General features: G+C 59.4%; 15 protein-coding genes. 11 read left to right on the top strand and 4 right to left on the bottom strand.

Going from position 1 to position 18,178, the window contains the following annotated elements; all coding sequences use genetic code 11:
* The first annotated feature begins 63 nt into the window (after positions 1 to 63).
* The 11 genes from RYC18_RS14795 (at position 64) to RYC18_RS14745 (ending at position 11,942) form a co-directional block, all read left to right on the top strand.
* Positions 64 to 1,131, top strand: coding sequence for an FUSC family protein (locus RYC18_RS14795; RefSeq protein WP_004654731.1), 1,068 nt, complete (start codon positions 64 to 66; stop codon positions 1,129 to 1,131).
* 10 nt (positions 1,132 to 1,141) lie between these two features.
* On the top strand, positions 1,142 to 1,603 hold the full coding sequence (locus RYC18_RS14790) for an Lrp/AsnC family transcriptional regulator (protein WP_002555556.1): 462 nt from the start codon (positions 1,142 to 1,144) through the stop codon (positions 1,601 to 1,603).
* A 151-nt stretch (positions 1,604 to 1,754) separates the two neighbouring features.
* A complete protein-coding gene (locus RYC18_RS14785; RefSeq protein ID WP_005735082.1) occupies positions 1,755 to 3,434 on the top strand; it encodes a flavin monoamine oxidase family protein in 1,680 nt (559 codons plus the stop codon).
* A gap of 15 nt (positions 3,435 to 3,449) precedes the next feature.
* Entirely contained in the window at positions 3,450 to 4,244 is a 795-nt protein-coding gene (locus tag RYC18_RS14780; protein ID WP_016982673.1) for a carbon-nitrogen hydrolase family protein, read from the top strand.
* A gap of 182 nt (positions 4,245 to 4,426) precedes the next feature.
* The gene (pqqF, locus tag RYC18_RS14775; protein WP_016982672.1) at positions 4,427 to 6,736 is read left to right on the top strand and encodes a pyrroloquinoline quinone biosynthesis protein PqqF; all 2,310 of its coding nucleotides are present in this window, start codon (positions 4,427 to 4,429) and stop codon (positions 6,734 to 6,736) included.
* 135 nt (positions 6,737 to 6,871) lie between these two features.
* Complete coding sequence (pqqA, locus tag RYC18_RS14770; RefSeq protein ID WP_003422658.1) at positions 6,872 to 6,946, top strand: pyrroloquinoline quinone precursor peptide PqqA; 75 nt, start codon at positions 6,872 to 6,874, stop codon at positions 6,944 to 6,946.
* 88 nt (positions 6,947 to 7,034) lie between these two features.
* Positions 7,035 to 7,946, top strand: coding sequence for a pyrroloquinoline quinone biosynthesis protein PqqB (gene pqqB, locus RYC18_RS14765; RefSeq protein ID WP_002555560.1), 912 nt, complete (start codon positions 7,035 to 7,037; stop codon positions 7,944 to 7,946).
* A gap of 8 nt (positions 7,947 to 7,954) precedes the next feature.
* Positions 7,955 to 8,710, top strand: coding sequence for a pyrroloquinoline-quinone synthase PqqC (gene pqqC / locus RYC18_RS14760; RefSeq protein WP_057404989.1), 756 nt, complete (start codon positions 7,955 to 7,957; stop codon positions 8,708 to 8,710).
* Positions 8,707 to 8,991 carry a pyrroloquinoline quinone biosynthesis peptide chaperone PqqD gene (gene pqqD, locus RYC18_RS14755; protein ID WP_005744034.1) on the top strand — a complete coding sequence of 95 codons (285 nt, stop codon included), beginning with the start codon at positions 8,707 to 8,709 and terminating at the stop codon, positions 8,989 to 8,991. Before pqqC ends, pqqD begins: the two co-directional genes overlap by 4 nt.
* On the top strand, positions 8,984 to 10,153 hold the full coding sequence (pqqE, locus tag RYC18_RS14750) for a pyrroloquinoline quinone biosynthesis protein PqqE (RefSeq protein ID WP_005744035.1): 1,170 nt from the start codon (positions 8,984 to 8,986) through the stop codon (positions 10,151 to 10,153). The genes pqqD and pqqE overlap by 8 nt, the downstream gene beginning before the upstream one ends.
* A complete protein-coding gene (locus tag RYC18_RS14745) occupies positions 10,116 to 11,942 on the top strand; it encodes a S9 family peptidase (protein ID WP_005744036.1) in 1,827 nt (608 codons plus the stop codon). Before pqqE ends, RYC18_RS14745 begins: the two co-directional genes overlap by 38 nt.
* Before the next feature lie 84 nt (positions 11,943 to 12,026).
* On the opposite strand, the gene RYC18_RS14740 is transcribed toward RYC18_RS14745, so the two are convergent.
* The 4 genes from RYC18_RS14740 to RYC18_RS14725 all read right to left on the bottom strand — a co-directional run bounded on the left by RYC18_RS14740 (position 12,027) and on the right by RYC18_RS14725 (position 18,025).
* Entirely contained in the window at positions 12,027 to 12,188 is a 162-nt protein-coding gene (locus tag RYC18_RS14740; RefSeq protein ID WP_002555565.1) for a YqaE/Pmp3 family membrane protein, read from the bottom strand.
* Positions 12,189 to 12,591: 403 nt separating this feature from the next.
* Complete coding sequence (locus tag RYC18_RS14735) at positions 12,592 to 14,370, bottom strand: acyl-CoA dehydrogenase C-terminal domain-containing protein (RefSeq protein ID WP_057423907.1); 1,779 nt, start codon at positions 14,368 to 14,370, stop codon at positions 12,592 to 12,594.
* Between the two features lie 172 nt (positions 14,371 to 14,542).
* A complete protein-coding gene (locus RYC18_RS14730; protein ID WP_016982669.1) occupies positions 14,543 to 15,841 on the bottom strand; it encodes a sensor domain-containing diguanylate cyclase in 1,299 nt (432 codons plus the stop codon).
* 378 nt (positions 15,842 to 16,219) lie between these two features.
* A complete protein-coding gene (locus RYC18_RS14725; protein ID WP_002555568.1) occupies positions 16,220 to 18,025 on the bottom strand; it encodes a phenylacyl-CoA dehydrogenase in 1,806 nt (601 codons plus the stop codon).
* Positions 18,026 to 18,178 lie beyond the last annotated feature (153 nt).

Below are 18,178 nucleotides of genomic sequence, written 5' to 3'. Positions count from 1 at the left end.
TTACTGAGACCTGCCATCATCCAATCAGGGAATCTCTTCCCTACCCTCGCGGTCTCTTAACGCATGACGAATTCGCGCTCTGCTTTCATACCCTCCTGGCTTCGCCCTGTTCTGCGTCCGCTGCTGGACCCGTATCGCCGTTATCGGCATGCGCGGCTGATCCACGCGGCGCGGATTGCGGTGGGCTTGCTGGTAACGATTCTGTTGACCACGGGCCTCAATCTGCCTCATGGCGAGTGGGCGTCGGTGACGATGCTGATCGTCATCGGCGGTTTGCAGCACCACGGCAATATCGGCAAAAAGTCAGTCGAGCGCGCCTACGGAACGTTGATCGGAGCTGGTCTTGGCCTGATCGTGGTGGTCCAGCAGGGCTATCTGGAAATGCCGTTGCTGACCTACGCGATGATGTCGGTTATGTGCGGTTTTTTTGCTTATCACGCTATCGGCAAAGGCGGTTACACCGCGCTGCTGTCGGCGATAACGCTGTTTATCGTGGCCGGTCATGGCTACAACCCGATCAGTGACGGGTTGTGGCGCACCGTAGATATTTTGATCGGTATCGCGCTGGCGCTGGCCTTCTCCTTCGCCCTGCCACTGTATGCCGTGTTTTCCTGGCGCTACAACCTGGCCAGTGGCTTGCGTGACTGCGCCAAGGTCTATGGACGCATCGTGCAAGGCCAGCCGGTCACCGCTGACGAGCATCTCAAGCTGACTGCCAGGCTCAACGCCACGATGCTGCAATTGCGCTCGCTGCTGCCGTCGGTTTCCAAGGAAGTGAAGATGTCCATGGTCGAGCTGGACGCCATTCAAGGCCATTTCCGCATGTGCCTGAGCACCCTGGAGATTCTCGCCAATATTCGCCCTGCCGATCTGGATAAAGTGGCGGGCGAGTCGTTTAAAACTTCACTGGATAACGATTACCGGCAGATACGTCGTCAGTTGATCGGCATGGCTCGCGCGCTGCAAACCGGCGCAACCGAGCGTCTGGTGCGCACATCGGAAAGCGCTCCCGCGCAGCCGGTCATTCCAGCCGAGTTGATGGGCTATCACTTGATGACTCAGCAACTGGCACAGAATCTGGACGGGCTCCAGGCACGCCTGGCCAAGACCGCTAAACGCTGGAAGTTTTAAGGAAATACCCGTGCCCGATACCCGCCCGCCCGTGCTGGACGAAATTGATCGACAGTTGATCGCAGCGCTGCAAATCAATGCACGCGAAAGCGTCGCCATGCTCGCCCGTCAACTGGGCATCGCCCGTACCACCGTCACCTCCCGGCTGGCACGTCTGGAAAGCAGCAAGGTGATTACCGGCTATGGCGTGCGCCTTGGCCAGCGAGTGGTCAGTGGCGGATTGCAGGCGTATGTCGGCATCACCGTGCAACCTCGTTCGGGCAAGGAAGTGCTACGCCGACTCAGCGCCATGGCGCAGGTGCAGCAGTTATGTGCGGTCAGTGGCGAGTTCGATTACGTCGCGTGGCTGCGTACGGATTCTCCGGAGCAACTGGACCAGTTACTGGACCTGATCGGCAGCGTGGATGGCGTGGAAAAAACCACCACATCGATCATTCTCAGCAGCAAGATCGACCGTGGGCAACCGGTATGAGCAAGCAGTAGTCAGACGCAACCATGCAAAATGGCCGGCAGGTTCGTCATTTAGCACAAACAAACAGCATATCGACGACACTTTGCGTCTTATTTACGTGCCCGCGCTTCTCTAGACTGTTGTTTTTCGCCGTTGCCCATCAAGGTCCGTCATGAAGAACAACCGTCACCCCGCCAACGGCAAAAAGCCGATCACCATGTTCGGCCCCGACTTCCCCTTCGCCTTCGATGACTGGATCGAACACCCGAAAGGTCTGGGCAGTATCCCGGCTGAAAATCATGGCGCGGAAGTGGCGATTATCGGTGCTGGTATCGCCGGGCTGGTGGCGGCCTACGAGCTGATGAAGATGGGCCTCAAACCAGTGGTGTACGAAGCCTCCAAGATGGGTGGGCGGTTGCGTTCGCAAGAGTTTGAAGGTGCCAAAGGCATCGTTGCCGAACTGGGCGGCATGCGTTTTCCGGTGTCATCGACCGCATTCTTTCATTACGTCGACAAACTGGGCCTTGAGTCCAGGCCCTTTCCCAACCCGCTGACCGCCGCTTCCGGCAGCACCGTCATCGACCTGGAAGGCACCACCTATTACGCGCAAATGCTCTCGGATCTGCCGGCGCTGTTTCAGGAAGTGGCCGACGCCTGGGCCGACGCACTGGAAAGCGGCTCGCAGTTCGGTGACATCCAGCAGGCCATCCGTGACCGTGATGTGCCGCGCCTCAAAGAGCTGTGGAACAAGCTGGTGCCGCTGTGGGATGACCGCACCTTCTATGATTTCGTCGCGACGTCCAAGGCCTTCGCCAAACTGTCTTTCTATCATCGCGAGGTGTTTGGTCAGGTAGGCTTCGGCACGGGCGGCTGGGACTCGGACTTCCCCAACTCGATGCTGGAAATCTTCCGCGTGGTGATGACCAATTGCGATGAGCACCAGCACCTGATCGTGGGCGGCGTGCAGCAGGTGCCGGTCGGTTTGTGGAGCCATGTGCCCGAGCGTTGCGCACACTGGCCCAAGGGCACCAGCCTGTCTTCGCTGCACCGCGGCGCACCGCGTCCTGGCGTCAAACGCATTGCCCGCGCCGAGGACGGAAGCTTTTCCGTGACCGACAACTGGGGCGACACCCGGCAATACGCCGCCGTGCTGACCACCTGTCAGAGCTGGCTGCTGACCACGCAGATCGAGTGCGAAGAATCGTTGTTCTCGCAGAAGATGTGGATGGCCCTGGACCGCACGCGCTACATGCAATCCTCGAAGACTTTCGTGATGGTCGACCGTCCGTTCTGGAAGGACAAGGACCCGGAAACCGGTCGCGATCTGATGAGCATGACCCTCACCGACCGCCTGACCCGTGGCACTTACCTGTTCGATAACGGCGACGACAAGCCGGGCGTGATCTGCCTGTCTTACTCGTGGATGAGCGATGCGCTGAAGATGCTGCCGCAGCCTATCGAGAAGCGTGTGAAGCTGGCGCTTGATGCGCTGAAGAAGATCTATCCGAAAGTGGACATCGCGGCGCGCATCATCGGCGACCCGATCACCGTTTCGTGGGAGGCCGACCCGCACTTCCTGGGTGCCTTCAAAGGTGCGCTGCCGGGCCATTACCGCTATAACCAGCGCATGTACGCGCACTTCATGCAGCAGGACATGCCCAGCGAACAGCGCGGCATGTTCATCGCCGGTGACGATGTATCCTGGACACCGGCCTGGGTTGAAGGCGCAGTGCAGACATCGCTCAACGCCGTGTGGGGCATCATGAACCACTTCGGTGGCAAGACTCACGCCGAGAACCCAGGCCCCGGTGACGTGTTTCATGAAATCGGCCCGATTGCACTGGGCGACTGACAGAAGGAAACCCCCATGCGCATTGCGCTGTATCAATGCTCGCCGTTGCCGCTGGATATAAGCGGCAACCTGACGCGCCTGGAAAAACAGTCCCAGGCTGCCGCAGAGCAAGGGGCACAGCTGCTGATCTGCCCGGAAATGTTCCTGACTGGCTACAACATCGGAGCCCAGGCGGTCAGTGAACTGGCGCAAGCGCAGGACGGTCCGGCGGCGACACGCATTGCCGCCATCGCGCAAGCCAGCGGCATTGCGATTCTGTACGGCTACCCGGAGCGCGGGCCTGATCAGCAGATCTACAACGCCGTGCAGTTGATCGACAGCCAGGGCACACGTCTGTGCAACTACCGCAAGACCCATCTGTTCAGTGAGCTGGACAGGTCGATGTTCGCAGCAGGCGAGGATCATTACCCGGTGGTCGAATTGAACGACTGGCGTCTGGGCATACTGATTTGCTACGACGTGGAGTTCCCTGAAAACACCCGTCGGCTGGCGCTTGCAGGGGCCGAACTGATTCTGGTGCCGACCGCGAACATGCTGCCTTACGACTTTGTCTGTGAAGTGACCGTACGGGCGCGAGCGTTCGAGAACCACTGCTACGTGGTGTACGCCAACTATTGCGGCAGCGAAGGCGAGATTCGTTACTGCGGGCTCAGCAGCCTCTGCGCACCGGACGGCAGCCGCCCGCTGCTGGCAGGTCAGGACGAAGGCTTGCTGGTGGGGACGCTAGACAAGGCATTGCTGGCCCAGGCCAGGACGGTGAACGACTATTTCGTCGATCGTCGACCGGGGCTGTATACGTCGCTGACTTGATCCCGAGGCGTCACGCTGGGCGCTGCTGCACTGGAGTGACAATCTCGATTATCGTGCGACGCTCCGCGTCGGCATGCAATTCTGGACGCTCCGCGTCCTGCCTTGGTTCAGCCATGCTCGCGAACTTCGCCGGTTATCCGCTAGCATGATGCTTTGCATTCCCTGCTGCCGTGGACATCCTCATGCCTGCCCCGCCTTCCTCTGACATCAAACGCCTCACGCTGGCCAACGGCCTGAATGTGGTGCTATGTCACGAACCGCGCCTCAAGCGCTGCGCAGCTTCATTGCGCGTAGCGGCGGGCAGCCATGATGCGCCGCAGGCCTGGCCGGGGCTGGCGCATTTTCTGGAGCATCTGTTGTTCCTCGGCACCGAGCGCTTCCCTGCCAGCGAAAACCTGATGACGTTCGTGCAGCGCCATGGCGGTCAGGTCAATGCCAGCACACGCGAACGCACCACTGACTTCTTCTTTGAGCTGCCGCAGGCGGTCTTTGCCCAAGGGCTGGAGCGACTGTGCGACATGCTCGCCCGTCCGCGCATGACCATGGCCGATCAACTGCGCGAGCGCGAAGTGCTGCACGCCGAGTTCATCGCATGGGTCGGCGATAGCGCAGCACGCGATCAAGCGCGCCGGCTGGCATCGATCAATCCACAGCATCCGCTGCGCGGCTTTCATGCTGGCAATCGTTACAGCCTGTCAGTGCCCAACCCTGCCTTTCAACAGGCGTTGCAGGACTTTTATCGATGCTTCTATCAGGCAGGGCAGATGACCCTGTGCCTGAGTGGGCCGCTACCAATGGCCGAGTTGGAAACACTGGCAATCAACCATGGCGCAATGTTCGCCAGTGGTGTGAAGGCCATACAACAACCGCCCCCACCGCTGATTGCCAATCGACCAAAGGCTGACGAGCAAAACCACCTGCTGTTTGCCTTTGAGGACTTGCCGGACAAGTCTGACGAAGCGCTGGCGTTCTTCTGTCACTGGCTTAATGCAACTCAGCCGGGCGGACTGATTGCCGAGCTGGTCGACAGGGGCCTTGCCAGCTCACTGAAAGCCGCACCGCTGTACCAGTTCGGCGGGCAGCTCTTGCTTGATATCGAACTGAAAGATGCCCTCGCGAACACTCTCACCCTCAACAGCCTGTTTTTCAGCTGGCTCGATTTTTTCAAGGCTCACTGGCCGTTGCTGGTCGAGCAATACCAACGCCTCGAACAACGCCGCCTGCACATGCTCGGTGCGTTGGCGCTGGCACATCATTACTGTCGCGAGACGCCTGCGCAGTTAAGCGCGCAAGGCCAAGAGGCATTGCGCGCGCTGCTCGAACAGTTCACGCCCGACGCGCTGATCGGCTCCGCACTCGCCGATACCCACAGCATCGAGCAGGTCAATTGGCGTTTGCCAGCGCCGAATCCGTTTCTCGATACGGCACTCACCAACAGCGATGAAGCCGCGTTTTATCTGCGCTGGGAACTGCCCTCCCCGCAGCCAACCCTCTGGCGGATGCTCGATACAGGGCTCAAGCCATTGATCGAAGACGCACGTCAGGCTGGTGTGACCCTGACGTTCAGTGCTTACGGGCCTTATTGGCAGCTTCAACTGAACGGCCTGCGCGAGCCGATGGTTGCGGTTATCGAACACGCCCTGCATCGCCTGCAGCGCGCTGAGCCCGCATCGCTGGCAGGCGACGAACCTGAGCTGATTCCGATTCGTCAGTTGCTCAAACAGCTTGCCGATCATTACCTGAGCAGCGAACCGCAGCTGACGGTTGGCGATCTGCCAAGCGTATGGGCGGCTTCGCGCTGGATCAGCTTCGCCAGTGGCTTCTCTGCTGCCAGCCAGCCCTTGATAGACGCCACATTGAATGCAGCACCGGGCGTTCGGCAAACAGACTCGCCAAAGCCGCCCGCCACTTTCCCAGGCAAACGCTGGACGACTGAAGCATCGTCCTCGTTGGAAGACGCAGTGCTGGTGTTTTGCCCGGCCCCTACGGCCTCCATTGAAGATGAAGCTGCCTGGCGGTTGCTCGCGCACGTATCACAAGCGCTCTTCTACCAGCGGCTGCGGGTCGAGCTGCAACTGGGTTACGCCGTGTTCAGTGGCATCAGACAGATCAATGGAAGGACCGGATTACTGTTTGGTGCTCAATCGCCCTCCTGCGACGCAGGGCAGCTTTTTCAGCACATTGAGACGTTCATCGGCAGATTGCCCGAGCGGGTTCGCGACGCAGATGTGTCTGAGCAGATAAAAGCCCTTTCAGCCCAATTCGAGCCGTCGAGCATGCCGGACCAGCAGCAGACAGACATGCAGTGGCAAGCGCATCTTGCCGGCCATCAGGGTAGCCACTCGCAGGCGTTGCAACGCGCTCTGTCAAATCTGGATACACACTCGTTACTCACTGCTACGGAGCAGCTGACCAATGCCACTGGCGGCTGGCTGATCGTGGCCAATCGCCCTGCCAACGCGGCCATCCCGCTATCCTTACCTGAACGGTAATGGTATTTCCTGCAGATTCCAGTCCTGCGCAATTGTTAAATTGAGTAACATAGCTCCCTAACTATCTGAACGTATGCCTTCAGCGATGCACTAAGATGTAGTCACCAACCGCAGCACTTATCCGAGGAGATTTTTATGTCGTGGACTAAACCTGCTTACACTGATCTGCGTATCGGTTTTGAAGTCACCATGTACTTCGCAAGCCGTTGATTTCAGTGCGCTGTGAAGCCTCGGTTCGCCGGGGCTTTTTTTATGGTTGTGGCTGTTTTTTATTTCAGAACGTGTGCCAGGAGCTGTCATGTACATCCAGATTCTAGGTTCTGCTGCTGGTGGTGGATTCCCCCAGTGGAACTGCAACTGCGTCAACTGCGCAGGTTTTCGCGACGGCAGCCTGCGTGCTCACGCGCGGACCCAGTCGTCGATTGCGCTGTCCGACGACGGCATAAACTGGGTGCTGTGCAACGCCTCACCGGATATCCGTGCGCAACTGCAGAGCTTTGCGCCGATGCAGCCGGGGCGCGCATTGCGCGACACCGGCATCAGCGCCATTGTGCTGATGGACAGCCAGATCGACCACACCACCGGTTTGCTCAGCCTGCGCGAAGGCTGCCCGCACCAGGTCTGGTGTACAGACATGGTCCATGAAGACCTGAGCACCGGCTTCCCGCTGTTCGAAATGCTCAAGCACTGGAACGGCGGCCTGAACTGGAATCGTATCGAGCTGCAAGGCAGCTTCGTGATCCCCGCCTGCCCGAACCTGCGCTTCACGCCATTCCCGCTGCGCAGCGCCGCCCCGCCCTACTCGCCACACCGTTTCGACCCGCACCCGGGCGACAACATCGGCCTGCTGGTCGAAGACACCCGCACTGGCGGCAAGCTGTTCTATGCCCCGGGCCTGGGTAAGGTCGATGAAGCACTGGCCGAGAAAATGCGTGACGCCGACTGCCTGCTGGTCGACGGCACAATGTGGGATGACGACGAAATGCAGCGCCGTGGCGTGGGCACGCGTACCGGCCGGGAAATGGGCCATCTGGCGCAGAACGGCCCCGGCGGCATGCTGGAAGTCCTCGAAGGCTTTCCCGAGCAGCGCAAAGTGCTTATCCACATCAACAACACCAACCCGATTCTCGACGAAGACTCCCCGGAACGTGCGGAGCTGGTTCGTCGCAACGTCGAAGTGGCCTTCGATGGCATGAGCATCGAGCTTTAGGAGCTGACATGAGCGAAGCGACTGCACTGTCCCCCGCCGAATTCGAACAGGCCTTGCGCGCCAAGGGTGCCTATTACCACATCTATCACCCGTACCATGTGGCGATGTACGAGGGTCGTGCAACCCGCGAGCAGATTCAGGGCTGGGTCGCCAACCGTTTCTACTATCAGGTGAACATTCCACTCAAGGACGCGGCGATTCTGGCCAACTGCCCTGATCGCGAAATCCGTCGCGAGTGGATTCAGCGCCTGCTCGATCATGACGGCGCGCCCGGCGAAGACGGAGGCATCGAAGCCTGGCTGCGCCTCGGCCAGGCCGTCGGGCTCGACCCGGACCAACTGCGCTCGCAGGAACTGGTGCTGCCAGGCGTGCGTTTTGCCGTCGACGCCTACGTGAACTTCGCCCGCCGCGCCAACTGGCAGGAAGCGGCCAGCAGCTCGCTGACCGAACTGTTCGCGCCGCAGATCCACCAATCGCGCCTGGAAAGCTGGCCGCAGCATTACCCGTGGATCGACCCGGCCGGCTACGAGTATTTCCGCACTCGCCTGGGCCAGGCCCGACGCGACGTGGAACACGGCCTCGCCATCACGTTACAGCACTACACTACATATGAAGGCCAGCAGCGCATGCTGGAAATCCTGCAGTTCAAGCTCGATATCCTGTGGAGCATGCTCGATGCGATGTCCATGGCCTACGAGCTGAACCGCCCGCCGTATCACAGCGTTACAGACCAAAAGGTCTGGCATAAGGGGATTACGCTATGAAGCACGATCCGCAGTTCCGAGCGTTGACACCCAAATGGCATCAAGGCTATCGCTTTCAGTACGAGCCTGCGCAAAAGGCGCATGTGGTGCTCTACCCTGAAGGCATGATCAAACTTAACGAGAGCGCGGCCCTGATTGGCGGGCTGATCGATGGCAAGCGCACTATCACCGCCATCATTCATGAGCTTCAGCAGCAGTTCCCCAATGTTCCCGAACTGGGCATGGACGTCGACGAGTTCATGGAAGGCGCCAAAAAGAAAAACTGGATCGATCTTGTCTGACCTGGCCCCCGTCACCAACACCCCGTACATACCGCCCACTCCCGAGGTCGGGCTGCCATTGTGGCTGCTCGCCGAGCTGACCTATCGCTGCCCATTGCAATGCCCGTATTGCTCCAACCCGCTGGATTTTGCCAAACAGGGCCAGGAGCTGACCACCGAGCAGTGGTTCAAGGTCATGCAGGAAGCGCGGGAGATGGGTGCGGCGCAGATCGGCTTTTCCGGCGGCGAACCGCTGGTGCGCCAGGACCTTGCCGAGTTGATCGCCGAAGCCCGGCGCCTGGGTTTCTACACCAACCTGATCACCTCGGGCATCGGCCTGACAGAAGAAAAGATCATCGCCTTCAAGGAAGCAGGCCTGGACCACATCCAGATCAGCTTTCAGGCCAGCGACGAGCAGGTCAACAACATGCTCGCCGGCTCGAAAAAAGCCTTCGCGCAAAAACTGGAGATGGCCAAGGCGGTCAAAAAGCACGGCTACCCGATGGTGCTGAATTTCGTCACCCATCGGCACAATATCGACCGCATCGACAAGATAATCGAGCTGTGTCTGGCGCTTGAAGCGGACTTCGTCGAACTGGCCACCTGTCAGTTCTATGGCTGGGCGCACCTGAATCGCCTCGGCCTGCTGCCGACCAAGGATCAACTGGTCCGCGCTGAAGCCGTTACCAACGAATACCGCGCCCGGCTGGAGGCAGAGAATCATCCGTGCAAGCTGATTTTCGTCACGCCTGATTATTACGAAGAGCGTCCCAAGGCATGCATGAACGGCTGGGGCAATATCTTCCTGACCGTGACACCAGATGGCACAGCGTTGCCCTGCCACGGCGCACGGCAGATGCCGATCCAGTTCCCCAACGTGCGCGATCACAGCATGCAGCACATCTGGTACGACTCGTTCGGCTTCAATCGCTTCCGCGGTTACGACTGGATGCCCGAGCCGTGCCGCTCGTGTGACGAAAAGGAAAAGGACTTCGGCGGATGTCGCTGCCAGGCTTTCATGCTGACTGGCGATGCTGCCAATGCCGACCCGGTGTGCAGCAAGTCCTACCACCACGGGATCATCACTCAGGCTCGCGACGAGTCCGAAACCGCTACTCAAACCATTGAAGAGCTGGCCTTTCGCAATGACCGAAACTCACGACTCATCGCAAAATCCTCCTGAACGCCTGAGCGCCGCCCAAGCGGTCGCTGCAGGCGTCGACTTCGCCGAACTGGATGTCAGCTCGGCGGGCCTGTTCTGGAACGAATACCGCCCCGAAGACGGCGCCTGTCGTATCTGGCACTGGTACGCGAACAGCAAGCGCTGCCTGACGCCACAAGGCTTCAGCGTTCGCAGCCGGGTGTATGAATACGGTGGTGGTTCGTTCTGTCTGGCCGACGACGCGCTAGTGTTCGTCAATGAGCGCGACCAGCAATTGTACCGCCAGACGCTGGACGCCAGCGCGCCGGTTGCGCTGACGGAGGGCGACAAGCGTTATGGCGGCCTGTTCTTTAGCGGTGGTCAGATTCTCGCCGTTGAAGAAGACCACAACACCCATCGGCTGGTCGCTATCGATCTGGCTGACGGGCAGCGCCGATTGCTGGCAGAAGGCGCTGATTTCTACGCATCGCCGATCATCAGCGCCGACGGCAAGCGCCTGGCCTGGATCGAATGGCAACGCCCGCATCAGCCGTGGACCAGCACCCGCTTGATGTGTGCAGCGAGACAAGACGACGGCAGCTGGGGCACTGCGCAGTGTGTTGCAGGCGAAGGCGCACAAGAGTCGCTGCAACAGCCACGTTTTGACGCCCACGGTCGCCTGCATTGCCTGACTGATCGCGCTGGCTTCTGGCAGCCGTGGGGTGAATCTCCTTCCGGGTTTGCGCCGCTGCCCGCCAGCCCGGCCGATCACGCTTCTGCGCCTTGGCAACTGGGCAGCTGCACCTGGCTGCCAATCAACGATGGCTATCTGGCGAGCTGGATCGAAGACGGCTCCAGTGTTCTGGGGCTTTGTCAGGCTGACGGCAGCGTCGAGGATTTCAGCGTTGGTTACAGCCGCTTTCGCAGCCTCGCCATTGACGAAGAGTTCGTGTATTGCATCGCGGCATCCGCGGTGAGCACATCTGCCGTGCTGGCTATTTCTCGCCACGACGCCGGTGTTCAGGTGCTTGCCGGGGGAGGCTCGCCGCTGCCGCCCGAACTGATCAGCCGCCCTCAGCCGCTGCGTTATCCCAGCGGTGGAGCCGAGGCCTACGGCTATTTCTACCCGGCCATGACCGGCGCGCAAAAACCGCCATTGGTGGTGTTCATCCATGGCGGCCCGACTTCCGCCTGCTACCCGGTGCTGGACCCACGTATTCAGTACTGGACACACCGCGGCTTCGCCGTGGCAGACCTCAATTATCGCGGCAGCAGCGGCTACGGTCGCGCCTATCGGCAAGGCCTGCACCTGGCATGGGGCGTGGCGGACGTGGAAGATGCCTGTGCGGTTGTCACGCATCTGGCGGGACGTGGCCTGATTGACGAAGGACAGGCCTTCATTCGCGGCGGCAGTGCGGGCGGTTACACCACACTTTGTGCATTGGCCTTTAAGGATGTGTTTCGTGCAGGTGCCAGTCTGTATGGCGTCAGCGACCCGGTAGCACTGGCCAGGGCCACGCATAAATTCGAGGGCGATTACCTGGACTGGCTGATCGGCGACCCGGACAAGGACATCGAGCGTTATCAGGATCGAACGCCGCTGTTGCACGCAGACCGCATCAAGGTGCCGGTGATTTTCTTTCAAGGCGAGCTGGATGCCGTGGTAGTGCCCGAACAGACCCGGGCCATGCTCAAAGCCCTGCAAGACAACGGCATCAAGACTGAAGCGCACTTCTACGCAGACGAGCATCATGGATTCCGCAAGGCGGGTAACCTGGCAGATGCTCTGGAGAAAGAATGGCGTTTTTATCGGGATGTGCTTGATGCCTGATCAAGCCGTGTGATCGTTCCCGCAGCAGGGAACGATCAACGAGTGCTACTGCGTGGTCGGGCGACCTTGTTACTTGCGCGAGAGTTACTTGCGCGAGACGATGATGTAGATCGCGTGGATGATGCCCGGGATATAACCCAGCAGGGTCAGCAGGATATTCAGCCAAAAAGCGCCAGCAAAGCCTACTTGCATGAACACGCCTACCGGAGGCAGCAGAATGGCGAAAATGATACGAATGATGTCCATGAAAAGCTCCTGATTGAATTGGCTCTGATTGGCCATACAGCTAATCGACCCTTGCCGTCGGTGAGGGTTCAACCGGCTCTGGCACGACGCCATTATTCTTTCTCGGGAGATGACTGCCACAGGCATTGGTGGTGCGTGCGCAAGACAGAATACTGCGGGCAGGAAAAACCGAATCGTTAAAACGCAGACAAAGAAAACCCCGCCGAAGCGGGGCTTTCCAGACTGTTTCCCTGATTTCCCTTTCACCCCGCCATCCTGGCAGGCTTCCCTACGTGTCCCTGTTATGTCTTGTTGCGCGTCCTGCGCTACGTCCATGAACAAAGATTAACTTTGGATCCCTTTCTTGGGAAGAGGTCAATTGGCACCACGCAGTGTAAGCAAATGCTTACAAGGCTTTTACAGGTCAGAATTGTGACGCCTTCAACAGGTACAGCGAATCGCTGCCCGCGCGCACCGAGGCATCCAGCGAGTGAATACGCGGCAGCAGACGTGCGAAGTAGAAGCGTGCAGTACCCATTTTGCTTGCGTAGAACTCCTCCTGCTGCTCTTTACCGAGTGCTGCCTTGGCCATCATGGCCCACATGTAGGCATACGCCGTGTAACCGAACAGATGCAGATATTCCACAGAGGCTGCGCCGATTTCATTGGGATTACCGCGCGAGCGGTCCAGCACCCAGCCAGTCAGCTCATCCAGCATGTTCAAGGCTTTTGCCAGCGGCTGGGCGAACTCGTCAAGTGCGCCATCCGCGCCATTGATGAACTGGCGCACTTCATCCGAAAACAGCTGATAGAAAGCGCCGTTCGAACCAACGATCTTGCGCCCCACCAGGTCAAGCGCCTGAATGCCATTGGTGCCTTCGTAGATCTGCGTAATGCGCACGTCACGTACCAGCTGTTCCTGGCCCCACTCGCGGATATAACCGTGACCGCCGAAAACCTGCTGGCCATGAACAGTGGTTTCCAGACCGATATCACTCAGGAACGCCTTGGCGACCGGGGTCAGCAGCGCCACCAGATCATCGGCACGCTTGCGCGCGGCATCGTCTTCGCTGAACTTGGCGATATCCAGTTGCAGGGCGACGTAGCTGGAAAACGCCCGACCGCCTTCGTTGAACGCCTTCATGGTCAAGAGCATGCGACGCACGTCGGGGTGGACGATGATCGGGTCAGCAGCCTTGTCCTTGTTCTGCGCTCCGGTCGGGGCGCGGCTCTGTAAACGATCCAGCGCATACTCGACGGCGCTCTGGTAAGACCGCACGCCCGACGCCAGGCCCTGAATACCAACGCCCAGACGCTCGTAGTTCATCATCGTGAACATCGCCGCCAGCCCTTTGTTCGGTTCGCCGATCAGGTAGCCGGTAGCGTCGTCGAAGTTCATCACGCAGGTCGCCGAAGCCTGGATACCCATCTTGTGCTCGATCGAGCCACAGCTGACGGTGTTGCGCTCGCCAAGGCTGCCGTCGTCGCCGACCATGAACTTGGGCACCAGAAACAGCGAAATGCCTTTCGGCCCAGGAGGTGCATCCGGCAACTTGGCCAAGACCAGATGAATGATGTTTTCGGTCAGGTCGTGTTCGCCGCCGGTGATGAAAATCTTGCTGCCGGTGATCTTGTAGGCACCGTCAGCCTGCGGTTCGGCGCGGGTCCGAATGATGCCCAGATCCGTACCGGCGTGGGCCTCGGTCAGGCACATCGACCCGGCCCAGACGCCTGAATACATATTGGGCAGAAATTTGGTCTTGAGCGCTTCGCTGGCGTGGGTGTCTATCGATACGCAGGCGCCGGACGTGAGCATCGCGTACAGACCGAACGCCAGGCTGGCAGAGTTGAGCATCTCTTCGACCTGAGCCGACACCACCTTGGGCATGCCCATGCCGCCAAACTCGGGATTGCCGCCTACACCGACCCAGCCGCCCTCAGCGTAGGTCTTATAGGCCTCGGGAAAACCTGCAGGTGTGGTGACGACGGTGTCCTTCCAGTGGCAGCCCTCCTCGTCACCGTTACGGCTCAGCGGCGCAATGGTCTTGCTGGTCACTTTACCGGCTTCTTCGAGAATGGCTTCGACCGTTTCAGCATCGACTGTTTCGGCCAGCTCGGGCAGTTGAGCCCAGAGCTTTGAAACCTCGAAGACTTCATTGAGGACGAAGCGCATATCGCGCAGTGGCGCTTTGTAGTCAGCCATGGCAAACCTCGTGAACACGGAGCGAAATTCTGTTGGAGGCTGATCGATGCATGCAGAGACGCAGATCAGCAGTCGAGTTTCACGAGTCTACCCGAACAACATTTCAGAGACATAGGGTCGTGTCATGACTGAATAGTCACAGCAGGTCACGGGGAAAAATAGCAGGATTGGTTCAGGTGGCCGCTTCAGTTGTACGAACAGCGCCGCGCCGGTTCAACTGCCCGTAAGCGACCACACAGTTGCGCCCAGCCCCCTTGGCCGCATACAGCGCCTGGTCAGCACTCTTGAGCACCTCTTCCGGCGTGCGATGTTCCGGCTGGCGTTCGGCAACGCCGATACTGACCGTTACCGACACGCTGCCTGCCTGCGCTCCCCCGCGGCGTTGTCGGCCTTGCTGATCATCCTGAGGGCGACTGTCCTTGTTGCGCAACTGAATCTCGTAATTGGCGATGGTCTCGCGGATGGCTTCCAGATGCGGCATGCATTCATCAATGGTCTTGGCGGCAAACACGATGGCGAACTCTTCGCCCCCATAGCGATACGCCTTGCCACCACCGTTGGTGATTTTTGACAGCTTGCTGGCCACCAGACGCAGCACCTGATCGCCCACATCGTGGCCGTGGGTGTCGTTGAATTTCTTGAAGTGATCCACGTCGCTCATCGCCAGCACATAGTTGCGTCCCAGACGCTGCATGCGTTCATTGAGCGCCCGGCGACCAGGCAGTCCGGTCAGTTCATCCCGGAAGGCCATCTGATACGCCTCGTGAGCCACGGCGGCGGCAATCATCAGCATCACCTGACTGCAGAGGATATTCAGCGTGAACGGCAGGATGAAGGTTTTCGGCAGTGCCCAGAACAATCCCAGCAGGCCGACAATCTGCGCGGCGTGCAGCGGTCGCGGTTTTTCCAGGTATTGCCAGATCAACACCCCGAATGACACCAGGAACATGGCATAGGACAGCTGAATCAGACTCATCCAGGCACCGTGCAATGCAGGCCAGCGGATGTCGGCCAGCCAGAGTTGCAGTTCGACCGGATAACTCTGTTCAAGACCCAGCGCCACACTACCTACCGCCACCAATACCGCGAGCCGCGCGACCATGTCCTGAAACAGATGCGTACGTTCTTCCCACGCGGCATACAGCCCGAACAGCACCGGCAGCAGCAGGCAGACCAGGTGGAAAATCACCGCCGCATCCTCACGGACCTTGCCGTTATCGCGGTAAAAGTCGGTCTGGGTATCCAGCAGGTAGTAGGCGATATACACCGTGAGCATCAGAAACAGCTCGCGCTGACGCCGGTAAACACAGCAATACGCACCGCCCAACAGCAGGACCAGCGTGGGCAGCACATTGAATAGCGATGTGAAGAAGACGTTCAGGTCCTTTACGTACGCAGCCGCAAGCCCCGCCACCAGCAGACCCAGTGAAGGCAAAAAATGACTCAATCGCGCAGCTGATGGACGCAACAAAAGGGGTTATCTCCTACCCGGCATCTGAATGAATGGCTGGCCTGATGGCATTGTGCCCTCCGCCAGCGAACAATGCATCGGCAGGATCAATAAACGAGCTACTTTCTGTAACGGCAGGAGGTGGGAAATGTTTATTGCGGAAGTCGCGGGCGTTGGTGCTATCTGTATCTCGGACCGGATTGAATACTGCGCCATGGCTGCGATGTGACGCAGAGCTTCACGAAATGCATTACCACGCGCAGTGATGGGAACGAGAGTTATCCGGGGGGTCATTGCTCCCAAAGTCTCGTTGAGATTGGTGTTAACAATGAGCCCAAACGCACCCATAAAAAAACCGCCTGATCAGCGATCAGGCGGTTTTCATGACCGCAGCGAGGCTTAGTAAGCCAGGCCGAAGTCTTCCTCTTTCATGTCCATCAGGTTGGCAGCGCCCGACAGGATTGCGGCAACGTGCGTGCGAGTGCGCGGCAGGATGCGCTGGAAGTAGAAGCGCGCGGTCTGGATCTTGGCGCGGTAGAACGCCTCGTCCGACGTACCGGCAGCTAGCTTCTCGGCCGCAAGACGCGCCATGTCGGCCCAGAAGTACGCCAGGCAGGCATAACCGGAGAACATGATGTAATCCACCGAAGCGGCGCCGACTTCTTCGCGATCCTTCATGGCCGCCATGCCGACTTTCAGGGTCAGGTCGCCCCACTCCTTGTTCAGCGCGGCCAACGGCGTCACGAACTCCTGCACCGCTTCGTTACCCTCATTGCCCTGGCAGAACTTGTGGACGATCTTGGTGAAGCCCTTGAGCGCTTCGCCCTGAGTCATCAGCACTTTACGGCCCAGCAGGTCGAGAGCCTGAATGCCAGTGGTGCCTTCGTACAGCATTGAAATCCGGCTGTCGCGAACGTTCTGTTCCATGCCCCACTCGGCAATGAAACCGTGACCACCGTAGATCTGCACGCCGTGGTTGGCGGCTTCAAAGCCCACTTCGGTCATGAAAGCCTTGGCAATCGGCGTCATGAACGCCAGCAAGGCGTCGGCGGCTTTCTTTTGCTCCGGGTCTTCGCTGTACTTGACGATATCGACCTGTTTGGCCGTGAAGTACACCATGGCACGCGTGCCTTCGGCGAAAGCCTTCATGGTCAGCAGCATGCGGCGCACGTCTGGATGGACGATGATCGGGTCAGCGGCCTTGTCCGGTGCTTTAGGGCCGGTCAACGAACGCATCTGCAGACGGTCACGGGCATATTGCAGGCCGCCCTGGAAGGCCACTTCGGCATGCGCCAGACCTTGCAGCGCAGTGCCCAGACGCGCGGTGTTCATGAACGTGAACATGCAGTTCAGACCCTTGTTCGGCGGGCCGATCAGGTAGCCGGTAGCGCCGTCGAAGTTCATCACGCAGGTGGCGTTGCCGTGGATGCCCATCTTGTGTTCGATGGAGCCACAGTTAACCGCGTTGCGCTCACCGATGCTGCCATCGGCAGCCGAGAGGAACTTGGGCACAATGAACAGCGAAATGCCTTTGGTGCCAGCCGGTGCGTCCGGCAGACGCGCCAGCACGATGTGGACGATGTTATCGGCCATGTCGTGTTCGCCAGCGGAAATGAAAATCTTGGTGCCGGTAACCTTGTAGGTCCCGTCAGCCTGAGGTTCAGCCCTGGTGCGCAGCATGCCCAGGTCAGTGCCGCAGTGGGATTCGGTCAGGCACATGGTGCCGGTCCATTCGCCGGAGACCAGCTTGGTCAGGTAGGCGTCCTGCTGCTCGGGGGTGCCGTGCTCGGAGATGGTGTTCATCGCACCATGCGACAGGCCAGGGTACATGCCCCACGACCAGTTCGCTTCGCCGACCATCTCGCTCACCGCCAGACCCAGCGACTCGGGCAAGCCCTGGCCGCCATGCGCTACGTCATGCGCCAGACTCGGCCAACCGCCCTCGACAAATTGCTTGTAAGCCTGCTTGAAACCGGTCGGTGTCTTCACGCCCGACTCGCTCCAGGTGCAGCCCTCGGTATCGCCCACCCGGTTCAGCGGTGCCAGAACCTGCTCGCAGAACTTGGCACCCTCTTCGAGAATGGCGTCGACCATGTCCGGGGTGGCGTCATGACAGGCTGGCAGACTTTGATAGTGCGCTTCATAACCGAGCAGCTCATCACGGACGAAACGAATATCACGCAAGGGGGCCTTGTAGTCAGGCATAGCGATAAACCTCTGCTGATGAATCCTGGAACGAATGACCGGGCGGTCGCTGAAAGCATAGCCTCAAGCACCAGACAATCTCGTATGCCTTGCGGTCAAACAGGTGTTTGAAACATACGTTTACGCCTAAACCTTGTCAATAGCGAAGCGCGC

This window comes from Pseudomonas syringae group sp. 247E2 (genome assembly GCF_032587795.1).
Lineage (GTDB): Bacteria > Pseudomonadota > Gammaproteobacteria > Pseudomonadales > Pseudomonadaceae > Aquipseudomonas > Aquipseudomonas amygdali.
This window is presented reverse-complemented; position numbering and strand designations above follow the sequence as displayed.

Excerpts from the sequence above, each read along its gene's own strand:
- RYC18_RS14745 (WP_005744036.1), top strand. The coding sequence starts at position 10,116 with ATGACCGAAACTCACGACTCATCGCAAAATCCTCCTGAACGCCTGAGC.
- RYC18_RS14780 (WP_016982673.1), top strand. The coding sequence starts at position 3,450 with ATGCGCATTGCGCTGTATCAATGCTCGCCGTTGCCGCTGGATATAAGC.
- RYC18_RS14785 (WP_005735082.1), top strand. The coding sequence starts at position 1,755 with ATGAAGAACAACCGTCACCCCGCCAACGGCAAAAAGCCGATCACCATG.
- pqqC (WP_057404989.1), top strand. The coding sequence starts at position 7,955 with ATGAGCGAAGCGACTGCACTGTCCCCCGCCGAATTCGAACAGGCCTTG.
- RYC18_RS14795 (WP_004654731.1), top strand. The coding sequence starts at position 64 with ATGACGAATTCGCGCTCTGCTTTCATACCCTCCTGGCTTCGCCCTGTT.
- pqqF (WP_016982672.1), top strand. The coding sequence starts at position 4,427 with ATGCCTGCCCCGCCTTCCTCTGACATCAAACGCCTCACGCTGGCCAAC.
- pqqB (WP_002555560.1), top strand. The coding sequence starts at position 7,035 with ATGTACATCCAGATTCTAGGTTCTGCTGCTGGTGGTGGATTCCCCCAG.
- pqqD (WP_005744034.1), top strand. The coding sequence starts at position 8,707 with ATGAAGCACGATCCGCAGTTCCGAGCGTTGACACCCAAATGGCATCAA.
- RYC18_RS14725 (WP_002555568.1), bottom strand. The coding sequence starts at position 18,025 with ATGCCTGACTACAAGGCCCCCTTGCGTGATATTCGTTTCGTCCGTGAT.
- RYC18_RS14740 (WP_002555565.1), bottom strand. The coding sequence starts at position 12,188 with ATGGACATCATTCGTATCATTTTCGCCATTCTGCTGCCTCCGGTAGGC.
- RYC18_RS14735 (WP_057423907.1), bottom strand. The coding sequence starts at position 14,370 with ATGGCTGACTACAAAGCGCCACTGCGCGATATGCGCTTCGTCCTCAAT.